Source organism: Ruminococcus sp. B05 (assembly GCF_003628495.1).
Classification (GTDB): Bacteria; Bacillota; Clostridia; order Lachnospirales; family Lachnospiraceae; genus Schaedlerella; species Schaedlerella hominis.
Map to the genome: position 1 here is coordinate 255,454 of NZ_RBZR01000001.1, position 15,334 is coordinate 270,787.

The 15,334-nt window shown below is 36.1% G+C and carries 12 protein-coding genes; 10 read left to right on the top strand and 2 right to left on the bottom strand.

What is annotated here, in order from left to right; translation table 11 throughout:
- Positions 1-214 precede the first annotated feature (214 nt).
- The 5 genes from D8Q48_RS00965 (at position 215) to D8Q48_RS00990 (ending at position 3,949) form a co-directional block, all read left to right on the top strand.
- The gene (locus tag D8Q48_RS00965) at positions 215-385 is read left to right on the top strand and encodes a hypothetical protein (RefSeq protein ID WP_243116193.1); all 171 of its coding nucleotides are present in this window, start codon (positions 215-217) and stop codon (positions 383-385) included.
- 27 nt (positions 386-412) lie between these two features.
- The gene (locus tag D8Q48_RS00970) at positions 413-676 is read left to right on the top strand and encodes a type II toxin-antitoxin system prevent-host-death family antitoxin (protein ID WP_117989245.1); all 264 of its coding nucleotides are present in this window, start codon (positions 413-415) and stop codon (positions 674-676) included.
- Positions 677-1,153: 477 nt separating this feature from the next.
- A complete protein-coding gene (locus D8Q48_RS17755; protein WP_330514143.1) occupies positions 1,154-1,519 on the top strand; it encodes a hypothetical protein in 366 nt (121 codons plus the stop codon).
- Positions 1,470-2,708, top strand: a complete 1,239-nt coding sequence (locus D8Q48_RS00985; protein ID WP_243116194.1) for a DUF6070 family protein — start codon at positions 1,470-1,472, stop codon at positions 2,706-2,708. The genes D8Q48_RS17755 and D8Q48_RS00985 overlap by 50 nt, the downstream gene beginning before the upstream one ends.
- Positions 2,709-2,716: 8 nt before the next feature.
- Complete coding sequence (locus D8Q48_RS00990) at positions 2,717-3,949, top strand: DUF6070 family protein (RefSeq protein ID WP_118688495.1); 1,233 nt, start codon at positions 2,717-2,719, stop codon at positions 3,947-3,949.
- Positions 3,950-4,013: 64 nt separating this feature from the next.
- Here the strand turns inward: D8Q48_RS00990 and D8Q48_RS00995 are convergent, their stop codons facing one another.
- The gene (locus tag D8Q48_RS00995; RefSeq protein ID WP_118688496.1) at positions 4,014-5,813 is read right to left on the bottom strand and encodes a BlaR1 family beta-lactam sensor/signal transducer; all 1,800 of its coding nucleotides are present in this window, start codon (positions 5,811-5,813) and stop codon (positions 4,014-4,016) included.
- Positions 5,814-5,831: 18 nt separating this feature from the next.
- Positions 5,832-6,200, bottom strand: a complete 369-nt coding sequence (locus D8Q48_RS01000) for a BlaI/MecI/CopY family transcriptional regulator (protein WP_121055101.1) — start codon at positions 6,198-6,200, stop codon at positions 5,832-5,834.
- Positions 6,201-6,425: 225 nt separating this feature from the next.
- On the opposite strand from D8Q48_RS01000, the gene uvrB reads away from it, so the two are divergent.
- The 5 genes from uvrB (at position 6,426) to D8Q48_RS01025 (ending at position 15,280) form a co-directional block, all read left to right on the top strand.
- Positions 6,426-8,414 (top strand): excinuclease ABC subunit UvrB, encoded by a 1,989-nt coding sequence (uvrB, locus tag D8Q48_RS01005; protein ID WP_121055103.1) that lies wholly within the window; start codon positions 6,426-6,428, stop codon positions 8,412-8,414.
- Between the two features lie 19 nt (positions 8,415-8,433).
- On the top strand, positions 8,434-11,283 hold the full coding sequence (gene uvrA / locus D8Q48_RS01010; protein WP_121055105.1) for an excinuclease ABC subunit UvrA: 2,850 nt from the start codon (positions 8,434-8,436) through the stop codon (positions 11,281-11,283).
- 88 nt (positions 11,284-11,371) lie between these two features.
- Complete coding sequence (locus D8Q48_RS01015; RefSeq protein WP_022075950.1) at positions 11,372-12,361, top strand: rod shape-determining protein; 990 nt, start codon at positions 11,372-11,374, stop codon at positions 12,359-12,361.
- Between the two features lie 19 nt (positions 12,362-12,380).
- On the top strand, positions 12,381-14,591 hold the full coding sequence (locus D8Q48_RS01020; RefSeq protein ID WP_121055360.1) for an ATP-dependent RecD-like DNA helicase: 2,211 nt from the start codon (positions 12,381-12,383) through the stop codon (positions 14,589-14,591).
- An 11-nt stretch (positions 14,592-14,602) separates the two neighbouring features.
- Positions 14,603-15,280, top strand: coding sequence for a ComF family protein (locus D8Q48_RS01025; RefSeq protein ID WP_330514233.1), 678 nt, complete (start codon positions 14,603-14,605; stop codon positions 15,278-15,280).
- Positions 15,281-15,334 lie beyond the last annotated feature (54 nt).

The window sequence follows — 15,334 nt, forward strand, 5'->3', positions numbered from 1 at the left end:
GCGGAGGAGGCGTTTTGCTTCCTCTGTTTTTTCATGCAAGATAAAATCTGTCAGAGTTGTTCCAGAATCTTTCTTGAATTTTGTTGACAGATAGGGACGGCTGATGTAGAGCTCTTTTGCCAGTTCCTAAAGGTGTCCTAGAAGCCCAGATAGCACTATTACGATTCCTACGGATTGTCCCACGAGAGAAAAAGCCGGATGGACAGGGGATGTCTTGTGCGATTATGGATATGAAGAAACCGCATGGAAAATTCTGTGGCAAAAGAAGTGCCCGTCTTGGCTGTATGAGATTGAATGCAGATCGACAACGATGTGGGAAAACTGGGATGCAATCCGTGAAGCGGTGGAACGATGCAACGCAAAGCTGTACAATATTCTGTTATAATAATGTACAAAGAAAGGAGGCGCTACAATGCCAGTAATCAAACCAATTACAGATTTACGTAATACAAATGAAATATCTGAATTATGTCATAAACAGCAGCAGCCAGTTTTCATTACAAAAAATGGTTATGGAGATTTGGTAGTTATGAGTATGGAAACTTATGACGAATTGCTTAGCACGAACCATATTGATAAAGCAATATTTGAAGCGGAACGGGAAGTTGCTGAAGGTGCAGCGTTAATAGATGCACGAGAAGCATTGGGAGAACTCAGGAGGAAACACTTTGGATAAATATGTTGTAAAAATGTTTCCACAAGCATGGTTTTTATGCGTTTAAAGGATATCGACAGCTAATTGTAGAAAATTATATTATTATTTATGAAGTGTTCGAAAATGAAAAAGTTGTTGCGGTGGTAACCGTAAAATTATGAAGCAATCCGCATGAAGTACTCAGAGTATTGCCGGGAACTACCACAGGTGAGTAATAAAGAAACTGTCCATGAAAGATAAAGATTCAGGTGGAGGTAAAGTAGCAAGACGGAGTTATAGCATTGGAAGCAGTAGTATTTATGGATATGGCGTTCCGGCATATTAAAAGGCAGGATTTTCTGATCCTAAATCTGCTATATATAATGTCTAAGAAAATACTTGACTTTCAAATATTACAAGTGTAAGATTTAAGAAAATAAAAGCGTTGAAAGAAAGGGGTATTTATGAAAAAAGACGGAAAAAACAAAACAGGGCTATAAATTAGTATGGCAGGATAGTTTGATTTTTCCAGATTTAGAGAGTGATGATAAAATAAGCGTTACTACCTCAAAAGCGGAGCGAGGAGAAATATTAGACCGGAATGGTAAAATGCTTGCAGGAAAAGGTGTAGCGACATCGGTTAGTATTATACCGGGAAAGCTGAAAGACAGGAATGTATCTCTTGAAAAAATAGCAGAGTTGAAGGCAACGAAAGAAGATACTTCTGGTAAAGAAGTCGGGTGGTTTTCAATGTTTACAGCAGAGGAAAATGTGGACAAACCAATTCTTCTCATCAGTATGGTTGAGAATGTGAAAGGAATCGGTGGAAGTGGTTATGTTGTTAGAAAAGATGCAACAGTATTGGATGAGTATTTTAAAGAATAAAAAAATTTTTACAAGAAATTATTACAAATGTAAGATTTTGATGGTGATATTGATAATTCTTATGGTTTTTACAGGATGCAGACAAGAAAGAATCACAGAAAAAGTACAAAAGAAAGAAACTGTAGAATCTGCAATGTATGCTGAAGCGAAAGAAACAGCACAAACTTTTCAGAATATCTATATACAGGAGAAGTCAGAGTTAAATACATTAAAAACGAAAAGAAAAATTATCAATTGTCTGAAAATGCAAGGATATGCGGCAGTAGATTGTGATAATCAGATTGATATGGTCAATCGTGAAAAAGTAGAAGAATTTTGCAAGGCATCGGAGAAAGAAGAACAGGCAGCAGTTGATATTGTTGTTGTATTTGATGAAGGGAAAATTATACAATATCATTTAGAGTCAATGAATGGAAAGATAAATGTTCGATTATGTCAGGTTAAATGGAAGGATAATAGCCCACAGGCTAATTATTATGATGAATATGAAGCATATGCGTGGAAATATACAGAAAAAGGATACTTGTTTCTGGAGAAATATCACCCACCAGGATTTGATGGAGCACCGGGTGAAACTGGATTCAGAGTGCAGCCATTAGATAAAACATGCCGGGAATTGAATCGAAAATATGTTATGCCGTTGGGGTATGCACTTAATAATCTGTTGATTACAAATTGGGATAACCAGAATTATACGGAACTTGATTTTTATGATCTTTATGAAAAAATGTATTATATGAAATATGGAAAGCAAGTTCCATATGAAGCAAATTATGGTAGAGCAGAATATGAAGTTCCAGAAGATGAGTTTGAAGAGGTTATAAAGACCTATTTACCATTTAGTAATACCGAGATTGAAAAGGGAACTTTTTATAACTCTGATAATAGAACTTTTAGATACAGACCGCGAGGGTTATATGATTGTGAATTCCCATATGAGCCATATCCGGAAGTTATCTCATATGAAAAATTACAAGATGGAACATTAAAACTTACGATAGAAGCAGTATGGGAAATCAGAATGTTAGATCAGGCAATCACCAGTGAATTGATGATAAAACCTATGGAAGACGGAAGTTTCCAGTATTTATCAAATAAGGTAATCAGGTCAGATCAAAATGCAAATGCAGGGTGGTATATGCCAAGGTTAACAGAAGAAGAGTGGGAAGAGAATTACAGTAATAATTAGGGGGCAATATGAAAAGAAAAAGTATTTTGTTAGTACTTTGTATAGGAATGATTCTGACTTCCTGTGAAAGTAAGATATCGTTAAACAGCACAGATGGAAAAAATGAGAAGAATCAGAAAAACACTATCATGGAAAATCTGGATAAGGGATATAATCTACCAATCGATGAAGACAAGAAAAAGGAAGTTGCGAACGATTGTGAAGAAATTATGGGCATTATCCGAGACATTTATTCTGAATATAATGGAATACAAGAAGCAGATCAGAACACTGCTGAGCAAATGATGAATCGGATGGAAGAAATTATCAAACAAAATGGGAATCCGGTCATTGGTTCCGATCATTATTCTGTTATGGATAATTACCAGAAGATGGAACAATTTTTAAAATCTGCAGAACAAGAAGAAAAAGGAAGTGTAATTTTATATGAAGCAGATACAGATGGTGGAATTACTAGAAAAGAATATAGTTATGATGGAAAAGAAATGAGTGTGATGTCCGCAAAAATGATCTGGAGTGAGGATACAGAGCCTGTACTTACATACATATCGCTATCAAAAATAAAAGAATGGGCATATACTGAAAATGGGAATTTCTGTTATGAATTATGCGTACCTGAACCACCGGAAGTGACAGAGATTGTAGATGGAAGTTGTATTATCCGGGTAAAGCCTTTGAGTGAGGAGTGTCGGGAATATTCAAAAAAATATGTGAGTACGTTCGGCTATCAGGGAAACAATCTGTTATGTTCAAACTGGAATGCAGAGGATATGCAGGAGTTGGATTATAATGGACTTTATGAATATTTTTATCAAATGAAATATGGAGAAAAATTTACTGCAGAAAAAGAGGTTGTGGGAATTCCAGCAGAAGAGTTCGAAAATGTAATTATGACATATCTTCCTGTTACAAAAGAAGAATTGAAAGAATGGGCGGTCTACGATGAACAAAGTAATATGTTTATCTGGGAACGATTGGGATGTGGTAATTATTCACCAACACATTTTGGCTTGTCTTTACCGGAAGTAACAGAAGTCAGGCACAATGAAGATGGAACCATTGTTTTGACAATTCATGCAGTATGTGATTCTGTTGTATGTAATGATGCTGTTATTACACACGAACTTACGATGAAAATTCAGGATGATGGAACGATTCAGTATGTTGGAAACAGGATTTTAGATAATGGTATTGATAATATACCGAGGTATCAGTACCGGTTAGGTAATTTGCAGAATTGATCAGTAGAGAAGAAATAAATAAAGAGAACTGATAACGGGAAATTATGCTATCAGTTCTCTTTATTTATTTCCAAATACCAAGATTAGAAAGTACAGATTCTGTTATTTCGGTAGCCTGACTTCCAGTTGCACCAGAAGAGGATTGAATATTTGTTGCGAAGTAGTAAGTATTATTCGCTGTTTCAATGTATCCGATAAACCAGCCATTGACATCTTTACCATTGACACGCCCGGTTCCTGTTTTCCCGTAAAGAGAACCGGAAGAAGTAGTGGAAAGCAGCAGGGCTTTTTTTACTGCCTGGATATTTTTACTGTCAAAATGAAAATCATTTTGATAGAAATCCTGTAACAATTCCACCTGCTCTATGGGTGATATCTTCAGAGAGAAATCTGTCCAATAGAGATTTAGATTTGTTCCAGTATTCTGATTCCCATAGTTTATTGTCTGTAAAAATGTTCTTACGGCTTCAAAACCTGCCTGTGAATCAATCGCCTGAAAATACCAGTTTACGGAATTATGTATAGCCGAGGTTAAATCTTGATCGGCTTCCCATGAATTAAAAGGATATGGTTCTCCATTCCATGTGAAAGTGGAATGTTCTGGTGTAATAATTCCAGATTCCAAGCCAAGTAATGCATCATATATTTTATAAGTCGAATTCGGTGATACACGTGTGGAAGCATGATCCATATTATAAATATTCCATTTATCAGCAGACTGATCATATAAAACAAAACTTCCGGTGTAGTCCCCAAAATCGGAAGAAAGATTTAGCTGAGTAATATTCTTTTCGGTTGTGTCAAAATGATACCCAGTCTGATCAGAAGCATAAACAGAAAGTATGGGAATGCATCCAATGATGATAGTAGAGACGAATATGCATATAAGATATCCACGAATTTTTTGTTTAAAAGTAGGTTGGTGGAATGATGCAATATTTAAAATGCGTCCTTTTAACTGTTTTATATTTCCACTAATTCCCATAGTAAGAGGGAATGGAGACAGAGCTATTGTTTCGGCAAAGTTAATCAGTGTATTTCCATATGACTTGTATTCTGTTTCTTTCAATAATTGTAATACAGCACTGTCGCAGGCAAGTTCCCGTTCCTGACGTATTCTTTTTAGAAAATACCAGATTAGGGGATTGAACCAGTAGAAAACATTTACTGTATTTATCAAATATCCAATTAGAATATCTTTATGCTTGTAGTGCTGCAGTTCATGAAGAAGCATATATCGAATATCAGTTGCGCTTATAGTTCCAGCGTTAAAATCTGAAATTAAGTGAATTGGAAGATAAATGCGAGGATGCAGGAAACCAGCCAAAACAGGAGATTTCAAAAATGCTGTACTATAAATCGGAATGGTATGCTTGCTGTTCACTTCGTTTAAACATTCTATATAAAGAGCGTTTAGTTCTTCATTTTGAAGAGGTAAAGCAGAACTATGTAAGGCTTTTACTTGTTTTACTGAGCGGTAGAGAAGAAAAAACATTATGAATATACCGATACTCCAGAAAAATACAAGTAATGTGTGAATAAAAGTTGGTATTTGGGTGCTGACAGAGACAGCAAAATCATTTATTTTATCCAAATTATAACCATTACCAGAAAGAAAAGTGGTTTGAATGTCACCATTGGTACTTGAACTGGCTGTCAGCAAATGGCTACACGATATAGAAGATGGGGCAGAGTTTATCGGTAAAAAGGGAACAATTAGAACGGCAAGAAATATAATCGAAAGATTATATTGCATACGTGCGGATAATTGCCTTTGCAATAAATTTTTTAATCCCAGTAAACTACCTAAAAAAATACAAATGATGGCATTACAGAGTAAAAATCGAAAACTAAAATATATCAAAATATGCTCCTCCCATGGTTAATGATTGGAAAGAAGATTCCGTAAGCTGGCAATGTCTTCTTCAGACAATTTATCATCCTCAATGTAAGAGGAAAGCATAGAAGTGATATTACCATTATAATAACGCTTTAAAAAAGAATTACTTTCCTGCCGAATATATTCGTCTTCCATGACCAATGGAGTATAGACAAAAACCCGGCTTTGTTTTTCATAGGTTAGTGCTTTTTTAGAAACGAGACGTTTAATCAATGTCTGAATTGTTTTAGGACTCCAACTGGAAATTTGTGTTAATTTTTCAGTAATTTCATTGGTGCTGATTGGTGCGTATTTCCAAACGATTTTCATAACTTCAAATTCAGCTTCTGAAATTTGAGGCAGATTGCTCATGTGATATTCCTCCAAATCTTACAAATGTAATAAAAATATTATATATCTTAAAAGGTTATTCTGTCAACGCGAGAGTGAACAGCAACACAAATACAAAAGTACAGAACAAACATTCGGTTTTGTTCTGTACTTTTTTTATATTGAATGATATACTAGACAAGTAACAATACTAGAAATAATATTACTACATTCCAAAATAAATTAGATTCAATCAGGAGAAATCATATGGATCATTTTGAATTAGTATCAGAATATAAACCAACAGGAGATCAGCCACAGGCAATCAAAGAACTAGTCGAAGGTTTTAAAGAAGGCAATCAGTGTCAGACATTGCTTGGCGTCACCGGATCTGGTAAGACATTTACGATGGCGAATGTCATCCAACAATTGAATAAACCAACGCTGATCATAGCACACAATAAGACACTGGCAGCGCAGTTATATGGGGAATTTAAAGAATTCTTTCCGGATAACGCAGTGGAATATTTTGTCTCCTATTATGACTACTATCAACCAGAAGCTTATGTTCCGTCTTCAGATACTTATATTGCTAAAGATTCAGCAATTAATGATGAGATAGATAAATTGCGTTTATCCGCAACAATGGCACTGACAGAACGTAGAGATGTTATTATAGTAGCCAGTGTTTCTTGTATTTATGGTCTTGGTAGTCCATTAGATTATCAGAATATGGTTATTTCATTGCGTCCGGGCATGGAGAAGGACAGAGATGAATTGATTTCAAAATTAATAGAAATTCAGTACAATCGTAATGATATGGATTTTCATAGAGGTACATTTCGTGTCAGAGGAGATGTTGTGGAAGTGATACCGGCTAATGCTGAAAGCACTGCTATCAGAGTGGAATTTTTTGGAGATGAAATTGATAGAATTGTTGAAGTTGATGTTTTAACCGGTGAAATTAAGGGCGAATTAAAACATGCTGCAATTTTCCCGGCTTCACATTATGTTGTTGATAAGGAAAACATAAAACGTGCTGTAGGTGCGATTGAAGATGAATTGGAAGAACGTGTGAAGGAATTCAAACGCCAAGATAAATTATTGGAGGCACAGCGTATAGCAGAGCGTACAAATTTTGATGTTGAAATGTTAAAAGAAACAGGTTTTTGTTCCGGCATTGAAAATTATTCCAGACATCTATCCGGATTGCAACCGGGGCAGCCTCCATATACATTGATTGATTATTTCCCAGATGATTTTATTATGATGATTGACGAATCACATAAGACAGTTCCACAAATAGCGGGGATGTATCATGGAGATCAGTCAAGAAAGACAACGTTGGTTGATTATGGATTCCGTCTGCCTTCTGCTAAAGATAACAGACCTCTCAATTTTGAGGAGTTTGAAAGCAAGGTGAATCAAGTGTTGTTTGTCTCAGCTACGCCTGGCGTGTATGAGGAAGAACATGAATTATTGCGTGCTCAGCAGGTGATCCGTCCAACAGGTCTTCTTGATCCTGAGGTTGAAGTGCGGCCGGTTGAGGGACAGATAGATGATTTGCTAGGTGAGATTAACAAAGAAGTTGCGAAAAAGAACAAAATATTAATCACAACATTGACGAAAAGAATGGCAGAAGACTTAACAGACTATTTAAGAGAAGTCGGTGTACGTGTAAAATATTTACATTCCGATATTGATACATTAGAACGAACAGAGATTATACGTGATATGCGTATGGATGTTTTTGACGTATTGGTCGGGATTAATTTGCTGAGAGAAGGATTAGATATTCCGGAGATTACACTTGTTGCAATTTTAGATGCAGATAAGGAAGGCTTTTTGAGATCAGAGACTTCGTTGATACAGACGATAGGACGTGCGGCGAGAAATGCAGAAGGTCATGTTATTATGTATGCTGATACGGTGACCGATTCTATGAGAATGGCAATAGAAGAAACAAAAAGACGTCGAGAAATTCAGATGAAATATAATGAGGAAAATGGAATCACACCTCAGACAATTAAAAAAGCAGTTCGAGATTTGATCAGCATTTCTAAGAAAGTGGATACTTCGGAATTGCAGATGGAGAAAGATCCAGAATCTATGAGCAAAGAGGAACTAGAGAAATTAATCGGAAGTATTACAAAGAAGATGAAAAAAGCAGCAGCAGAATTGAATTTTGAACTTGCAGCAGAGTTGCGAGATAAACTTATAGAGTTAAAAAAAGCATTCAATGAGATAGATGATTAATGATGGTAGGAGACAGAATATGGGTAAAAAGATGGACGCCAGACAGTATATTAAAATTCGAGGCGCAAATGAGAATAATTTAAAAAATATTGATGTAGATATTCCGAGAAATGAGCTTGTTGTATTGACTGGTTTGAGTGGATCGGGTAAATCTTCTCTTGCATTTGATACGATTTATGCAGAGGGACAACGTAGATACATGGAGTCTTTGTCATCTTACGCACGTCAGTTCTTAGGACAGATGGAAAAACCGGATGTAGAAAGTATAGAAGGCTTATCCCCTGCTATTTCAATTGATCAGAAATCTACAAACCATAATCCACGTTCTACAGTTGGAACAGTGACAGAAATTTATGATTATTTTCGACTTTTGTATGCAAGAATCGGGATTCCACATTGTCCAAAATGTGGAAAAGAGATAAAAAAGCAGTCAGTAGATGAGATGGCAGATCAGATTATGGCGTTGCCGGAGAAAACGAAAATTCAGTTATTGGCACCGGTTGTAAGAGGACGTAAAGGGACACATACAAAATTATTTGAACGTGCAAAAAAAAGCGGATATGTCCGTGTCCGTGTTGATGGTAATATGTATGAATTATCAGAAGATATAGTCTTAGATAAAAATATAAAACACAATATTGAAATTATAGTAGACCGTCTTGTTGTAAAACCGGGTATTGAAAAGCGGCTGACAGATTCGATTGAAAATGTGTTAAACTTGGCAGAAGGTTTATTGGTTGTAGATATCATTGACGGTGAAACAATGAATTTTAGTCAGAGTTTTTCGTGTCCGGATTGTGGGATAAGTATAGAAGAAATTGAGCCAAGAAGTTTTTCTTTTAATAATCCATTTGGGGCATGTCCGGCTTGCTTTGGACTTGGATATAAGATGGAGTTTTCGGAAGAATTGATGATTCCTGATCCTTCACTTAGTATTAATGAAGGGGCGATTACAGTAATGGGATGGCAGTCATGCGCAGATAAGAATAGTTTTACGAATGCAATTCTTGTCGCATTATGTAAAGAATATGATTTTGATTTAGATACACCATTCGACAAATATCCAAAGAAGATTCATGATATTCTAATCTACGGCACCAATGGAAAAACTATAAAAGTATACTATAAAGGTCAGCGAGGAGAGGGAATTTATGATGTTGCATTTGAAGGTTTAATAAAGAGTGTTGAGAGAAGATACCGTGAAACACATTCTGAAAACAGTAAAGCAGAATATGAAACATTTATGAATATTACTCCGTGTTCAGAATGTAAAGGGCAACGTTTGAAAAAAAGTGCATTGGCAGTAACTGTAGGCGATAAAAATATTGCAGAAGTAACATCGTTATCTATTGATTGTCTGCAGGAATTTTTGAATAAATTAGTCTTAAGCAAGACACAACATATAATCGGGGATCAAATATTAAAAGAAATCAAAGCTCGCATACAATTTTTAATGGATGTCGGATTAGAGTATTTAACATTGTCAAGAGCAACAGGAACACTTTCAGGAGGTGAGGCACAGAGAATCCGTCTTGCAACTCAAATTGGCTCGGGCCTTGTAGGAGTTGCATATATTTTGGATGAACCAAGTATCGGTCTGCATCAAAGAGATAATGATAAATTGCTGGCAACGTTAAAACGATTGCGTGATCTGGGTAATTCTCTTATTGTTGTAGAACATGATGAGGATACAATGCTTGCAGCAGATTGTATTGTGGATATCGGACCAGGAGCAGGGGAACATGGCGGTCAGGTTGTTGCAATAGGGACGGCGAAAGAATTAATGAAATGTAAAAATTCTATCACGGGAGATTATCTGAGTGGGAGAAAGAGAATCCCTGTTCCAACAGAAAGAAGAAAGCCAACAGGATATTTGAAGGTTATTGGTGCACAGGAAAATAATTTAAAAAATATTGATGTCAAATTTCCATTAGGAGTTATGACATGTGTAACCGGAGTATCTGGATCGGGTAAAAGTTCTCTTGTAAATGAAATTTTGTATAAAAAACTTGCAAAAGAACTCAATCGTGCGAGAACTATTCCAGGAAAACACAAAAGAATTGAAGGATTGGAGCAGGTTGATAAAGTAATTAACATTGATCAGTCTCCAATTGGAAGAACGCCACGTTCTAATCCTGCAACTTATACTGGAGTATTTGATTTGATCCGGGATTTGTTTGCGGCCACCCCGGATGCAAAAGCAAGAGGATATAAAAAAGGTCGATTTAGTTTCAATGTAAAAGGAGGTCGATGTGAAGCTTGTTCCGGAGATGGAATCTTAAAGATTGAAATGCATTTTCTGCCGGATGTATATGTTCCATGTGAAGTATGCGGAGGAAAGCGTTACAATAGAGAAACGTTGGATGTGAAATATAAAGGAAAAAATATTTATGATGTGTTAAATATGACAGTAGAAGAAGCAGTAACATTTTTTGAAAATATTCCTAGTATCCGTAGGAAAATGGAAACTTTGAACGATGTTGGTCTGTCTTATATCAGATTAGGACAGCCTTCTACGGAATTATCCGGAGGAGAAGCACAGAGAATTAAGCTTGCAACGGAACTAAGTAAGAGAAGTACTGGAAAGACAGTATACATTTTGGATGAACCAACGACAGGGCTTCATTTTGCAGATGTTCATAAATTAACAGAAATATTACAGAGATTGACTGCGGAAGGAAATACAGTTATTGTTATAGAACATAATTTAGATGTGATTAAAACAGCAGATTATATTATTGATATCGGACCGGAAGGTGGAGATAAAGGTGGTACAGTAGTTGCCTGTGGAACTCCGGAAGAAATAGCATTGAATGAGAAATCATACACAGGAAAATATATAGATGCAATACTTAAGAAAAATAAATAAGAAAGAGCTGTTCTTCTACAGCTAATTACGTTATTATAGAAAGATACGAAAGAATATAAATATTAAATGTTCGAAAGGGAGTTATTGCATGGCTGTAGATATTGGAATTGATTTAGGAACAGCAAGTGTTCTGGTTTATGTAAAAGGAAAAGGGGTTGTATTAAAAGAGCCTTCTGTTGTAGCCTATGACAGAGAGACAAATGAAGTAAAAGCAATTGGAGAAGAAGCAAGATTGATGCTTGGCCGTACACCGGGGAATATTATAGCTGTTCGTCCGCTTCGGCATGGTGTGATTTCTGATTATACAATAACAGAAAAGATGATTAAATATTTTATATTAAAAGCACTAGGACGAAGAACTTTTAAAAAGCCACGAATTTGTATATGTGTTCCAAGTGGAGTTACTGAAGTAGAGAAGAAAGCAGTGGAAGAAGCTACATTTGCAGCCGGAGCAAGAGAGGTTCATTTGATAGAAGAGCCGGTCGCAGCAGCAATTGGAGCAGGGATTGATATTTCCAAAGCATGTGGAAATATGATTGTAGATGTCGGAGGCGGAACATCGGATATTGCTGTTATTTCTTTAGGTGGAACTGTAGTTAATACTTCTATAAAAATTGCAGGAGATGATTTTGATGAAGCTATTGTGCGTTATATGAGAAAAAAACATAACTTACTGATTGGCGATCGAACAGCAGAAGAGATAAAAATCAAGATTGGTACAACATATCCTCTGGCAGAAATTGAAAAATTGGAAGTAAAAGGAAGAAATCTAGTGACGGGATTGCCAAAAACAGTTTTAGTAACATCTTCTGAAACAGAAGAAGCCTTAAAAGAGATAAGCGGTCAGATTGTAGAAGCTGTTATTTCCGTATTGGAACAGACGCCACCGGAATTATCCGCAGATGTTCTGGACAGAGGGATACTTCTTACCGGAGGTGGCTCTATGTTAAGAGGATTGGAAGAGTTGATTGAAGAAAAAACAGGAATTCATACAATAACAGCAGAAGATCCGTTGAAGGTAGTTGCGGTAGGAACGGGTCAGTATGCGGAATATATTGGTGGAAGCAGAGAATTATAAGAAGAGAGTAACGAAAGAAATGGAAATAGTAACCGGGTATGTGGAGCATATTGTATTTCGCAATAATGAAAATGGGTATACGGTATTTAATTTAGAAGGAACAGATGGAGAAGTGACATGCGTTGGTACTTTTAACTTTATTAATGAAGGCGAGCTGTTGGAAATTGAGGGGGATTTTGTAACGCATAATGTGTACGGCTCACAATTGAAGGTCAGCAGCTATAAAGTGAAAGAACCAGAGGATTTGATGTCAATTGAAAGATATCTTGGTTCAGGAGCAATAAAAGGTCTGGGGGTTGCACTGGCCGGCAGGATTGTTCGAAAATTTAAAGAGGATACATTTCGGATTATAGAGGAAGAACCGGAACGATTGGCTGAAATTAAAGGGATCAGTGAGCGAAAAGCACGAGAAATTGCAATACAAGTAGAAGAAAAGAAAGATATGCGAAAAGCCATGATATATTTGCAAAAATATGGGATTTCTACTACGCTTGCGGTGAAGATATTCAAATTTTACGGGACAAAACTTTACCAGGTTTTGGAAGAAAACCCATATCAATTAGCAGACAATATTGAAGGTGTCGGATTTAAAACTGCAGACGAGATCGCAACAAGAATAGGAATTTCGGCAAATTCAGATTTTCGTATAAGAAGCGGTCTTTATTATGTTCTGCAGCAAGCAACAGCCGAAGGACATATTTATCTGCCGAAAGAAGTATTGTCGAGAAAAGCAATTCAAATTCTCGGAATTGAAATCGACAGTATTGAGAAATACATTATGGATTTATGTATAGAACATAAGACTGTCATGAAAGAAAAAAGTGGAGAAATCAGAGTATATCCGGCACATTATTACTATTTGGAATTAAATGTTGCAAGGATGCTCAATGAGTTAGCAATTGACTGTCCTATGCCGGAAAGCATGATAGAAAAAAGACTTAAGAAGGTAGAAGAACGAGAGAATCTTGTGCTAGATGCAATGCAGCATCAGGCAGTAATCGAATCAATCAAGCATGGTCTGATTGTTTTAACGGGTGGTCCTGGAACTGGAAAGACCACTACAATCAATACTATGATACAGTTTTTTGAAAGTGAAGGTATGCAGATTTTGCTTGCGGCTCCAACAGGTCGTGCGGCAAAACGTATGACGGAAGCAACCGGATATGAAGCACAAACGATTCATCGCTTATTAGAAGTGAGTGGAAATCCAGAAGAAGAAGGTAATATTAATGGCTTTATGAGAAATCGTGAGAATCCTTTAGAGGCAGACGTGATTATCATTGATGAGATGTCGATGGTAGATTTACCATTGATGAATGCGCTGTTATCAGCAATTGTTGTGGGAACGCGTTTGGTATTAGTGGGAGATGTGAATCAGTTGCCATCGGTTGGAGCAGGAAGTGTGCTAAAAGATATTATTTTATCTGAACGCTTTCGTGTAGTTACATTGACTAAAATTTTCCGCCAGGCCGGAGAAAGTGATATTGTAGTTAATGCACATAAAATAAACGCAGGGCAGCCAGTTGTTCTTGATAATAAAAGTCGTGATTTCTTCTTTTTGAAACGCCAGGATGCAGATACGATAATCCGTGTAATCCTGACATTGATTCAGAAAAAATTACCCAAATATGTGAATGCATCGCAAAATGATATACAAGTAATGACACCAACCAGAAAAGGACTTCTTGGGGTTGAAAGATTGAATATTATTTTGCAGAAATATTTAAATCCATCTGAGCCGGGGAAAACAGAAGAAGAGATTAATGGACGTATTTTCCGTGTGGGAGACAAGGTGATGCAGATAAAGAACAATTACCAATTAGAATGGGAAGTACGAACAAAATATGGAATTGCAGTTGATAAAGGGCAAGGCGTATTTAATGGAGATATGGGAATTGTAACAGAAATCAATACTTTTAACAGAACAGTGGAAGTTGAATATGATGAACATCGAAGGATAAATTATCCATTTGAGTTAACAGAAGAATTAGAACTTGCATATGCAATTACAGTTCATAAATCGCAAGGAAGCGAATATCCGGCAGTAATTATCCCATTATTGCAAGGACCAAAATTGCTATATAATCGAAATTTATTATACACTGCAGTAACCAGAGCAAAAAAATGTTTGACAATTGTTGGGAGTGAAGACGTATTTCAATATATGATACAAAACAAAAGCGAGCAGAATCGCTATACAAGTCTGGCGGAGCATATCCAGGAATTTTAAAATTTCTGGATATCGTCTATCCGCCTAGATGTCCTTTCTGTGGTAATATTACCAATCAAAAAATCTGTGATCTTTGTAAAATGAAAATCCACTATATAAAAGAACCAAGATGCATGAAATGTGGCAAGCCTATTGAAACAATGGAACAAGAATATTGTCAAGATTGTGCAAAACAAAAGCATATATTTGACCAGGGAAGAGGATTGTGGATTCAGAAACAACCTGTTTCAAGAGGAATTTATCAATTTAAATTCCATAATAAGAGATATTATGCAAGTGTTTTTGCAGAAGAGATGATGAAAAGATATGGGGAATGGATATATAGAAATGAAATTGAAGAAATAATCCCAATTCCACTGTATAAAGTAAAACAAAGAAAAAGAGGATTTAACCAGGCCTTATTGATTGCAAAAGAACTCAGCATCTTATCAGGAATTCCAGTAAACGAAAATGCTGTATTTCGCATTCGTAATACAAAACCTCAAAAAATATTAAATCCAATGGAGCGAAGTAGAAACCTCAAAGGTGCATTTGGTGTAAAAAAAACATGGGAAGTAAAAAATAAAGTATTATTAATAGATGATATATATACAACTGGCAGCACGATAGATAGTGTCGCAAAGGTATTGAAAAAGGCTGGGGCTCAAAAAGTTTACTTTTTAACGATAAGCATTGGACAAGGACTCTGAGTATATGCTATACTTAAAATGATGTTTTGGAATAGTTTATATCGGAGGGTGTAA

Coding starts and splice junctions, on each gene's coding strand:
- D8Q48_RS00970 (WP_117989245.1), top strand. CDS start 413: ATGCCAGTAATCAAACCAATTACAGATTTACGTAATACAAATGAAATA.
- D8Q48_RS00985 (WP_243116194.1), top strand. CDS start 1,470: ATGTTGTTAGAAAAGATGCAACAGTATTGGATGAGTATTTTAAAGAAT.
- D8Q48_RS00990 (WP_118688495.1), top strand. CDS start 2,717: ATGAAAAGAAAAAGTATTTTGTTAGTACTTTGTATAGGAATGATTCTG.
- D8Q48_RS01000 (WP_121055101.1), bottom strand. CDS start 6,200: ATGAGCAATCTGCCTCAAATTTCAGAAGCTGAATTTGAAGTTATGAAA.
- uvrB (WP_121055103.1), top strand. CDS start 6,426: ATGGATCATTTTGAATTAGTATCAGAATATAAACCAACAGGAGATCAG.
- uvrA (WP_121055105.1), top strand. CDS start 8,434: ATGGGTAAAAAGATGGACGCCAGACAGTATATTAAAATTCGAGGCGCA.
- D8Q48_RS01015 (WP_022075950.1), top strand. CDS start 11,372: ATGGCTGTAGATATTGGAATTGATTTAGGAACAGCAAGTGTTCTGGTT.
- D8Q48_RS01020 (WP_121055360.1), top strand. CDS start 12,381: ATGGAAATAGTAACCGGGTATGTGGAGCATATTGTATTTCGCAATAAT.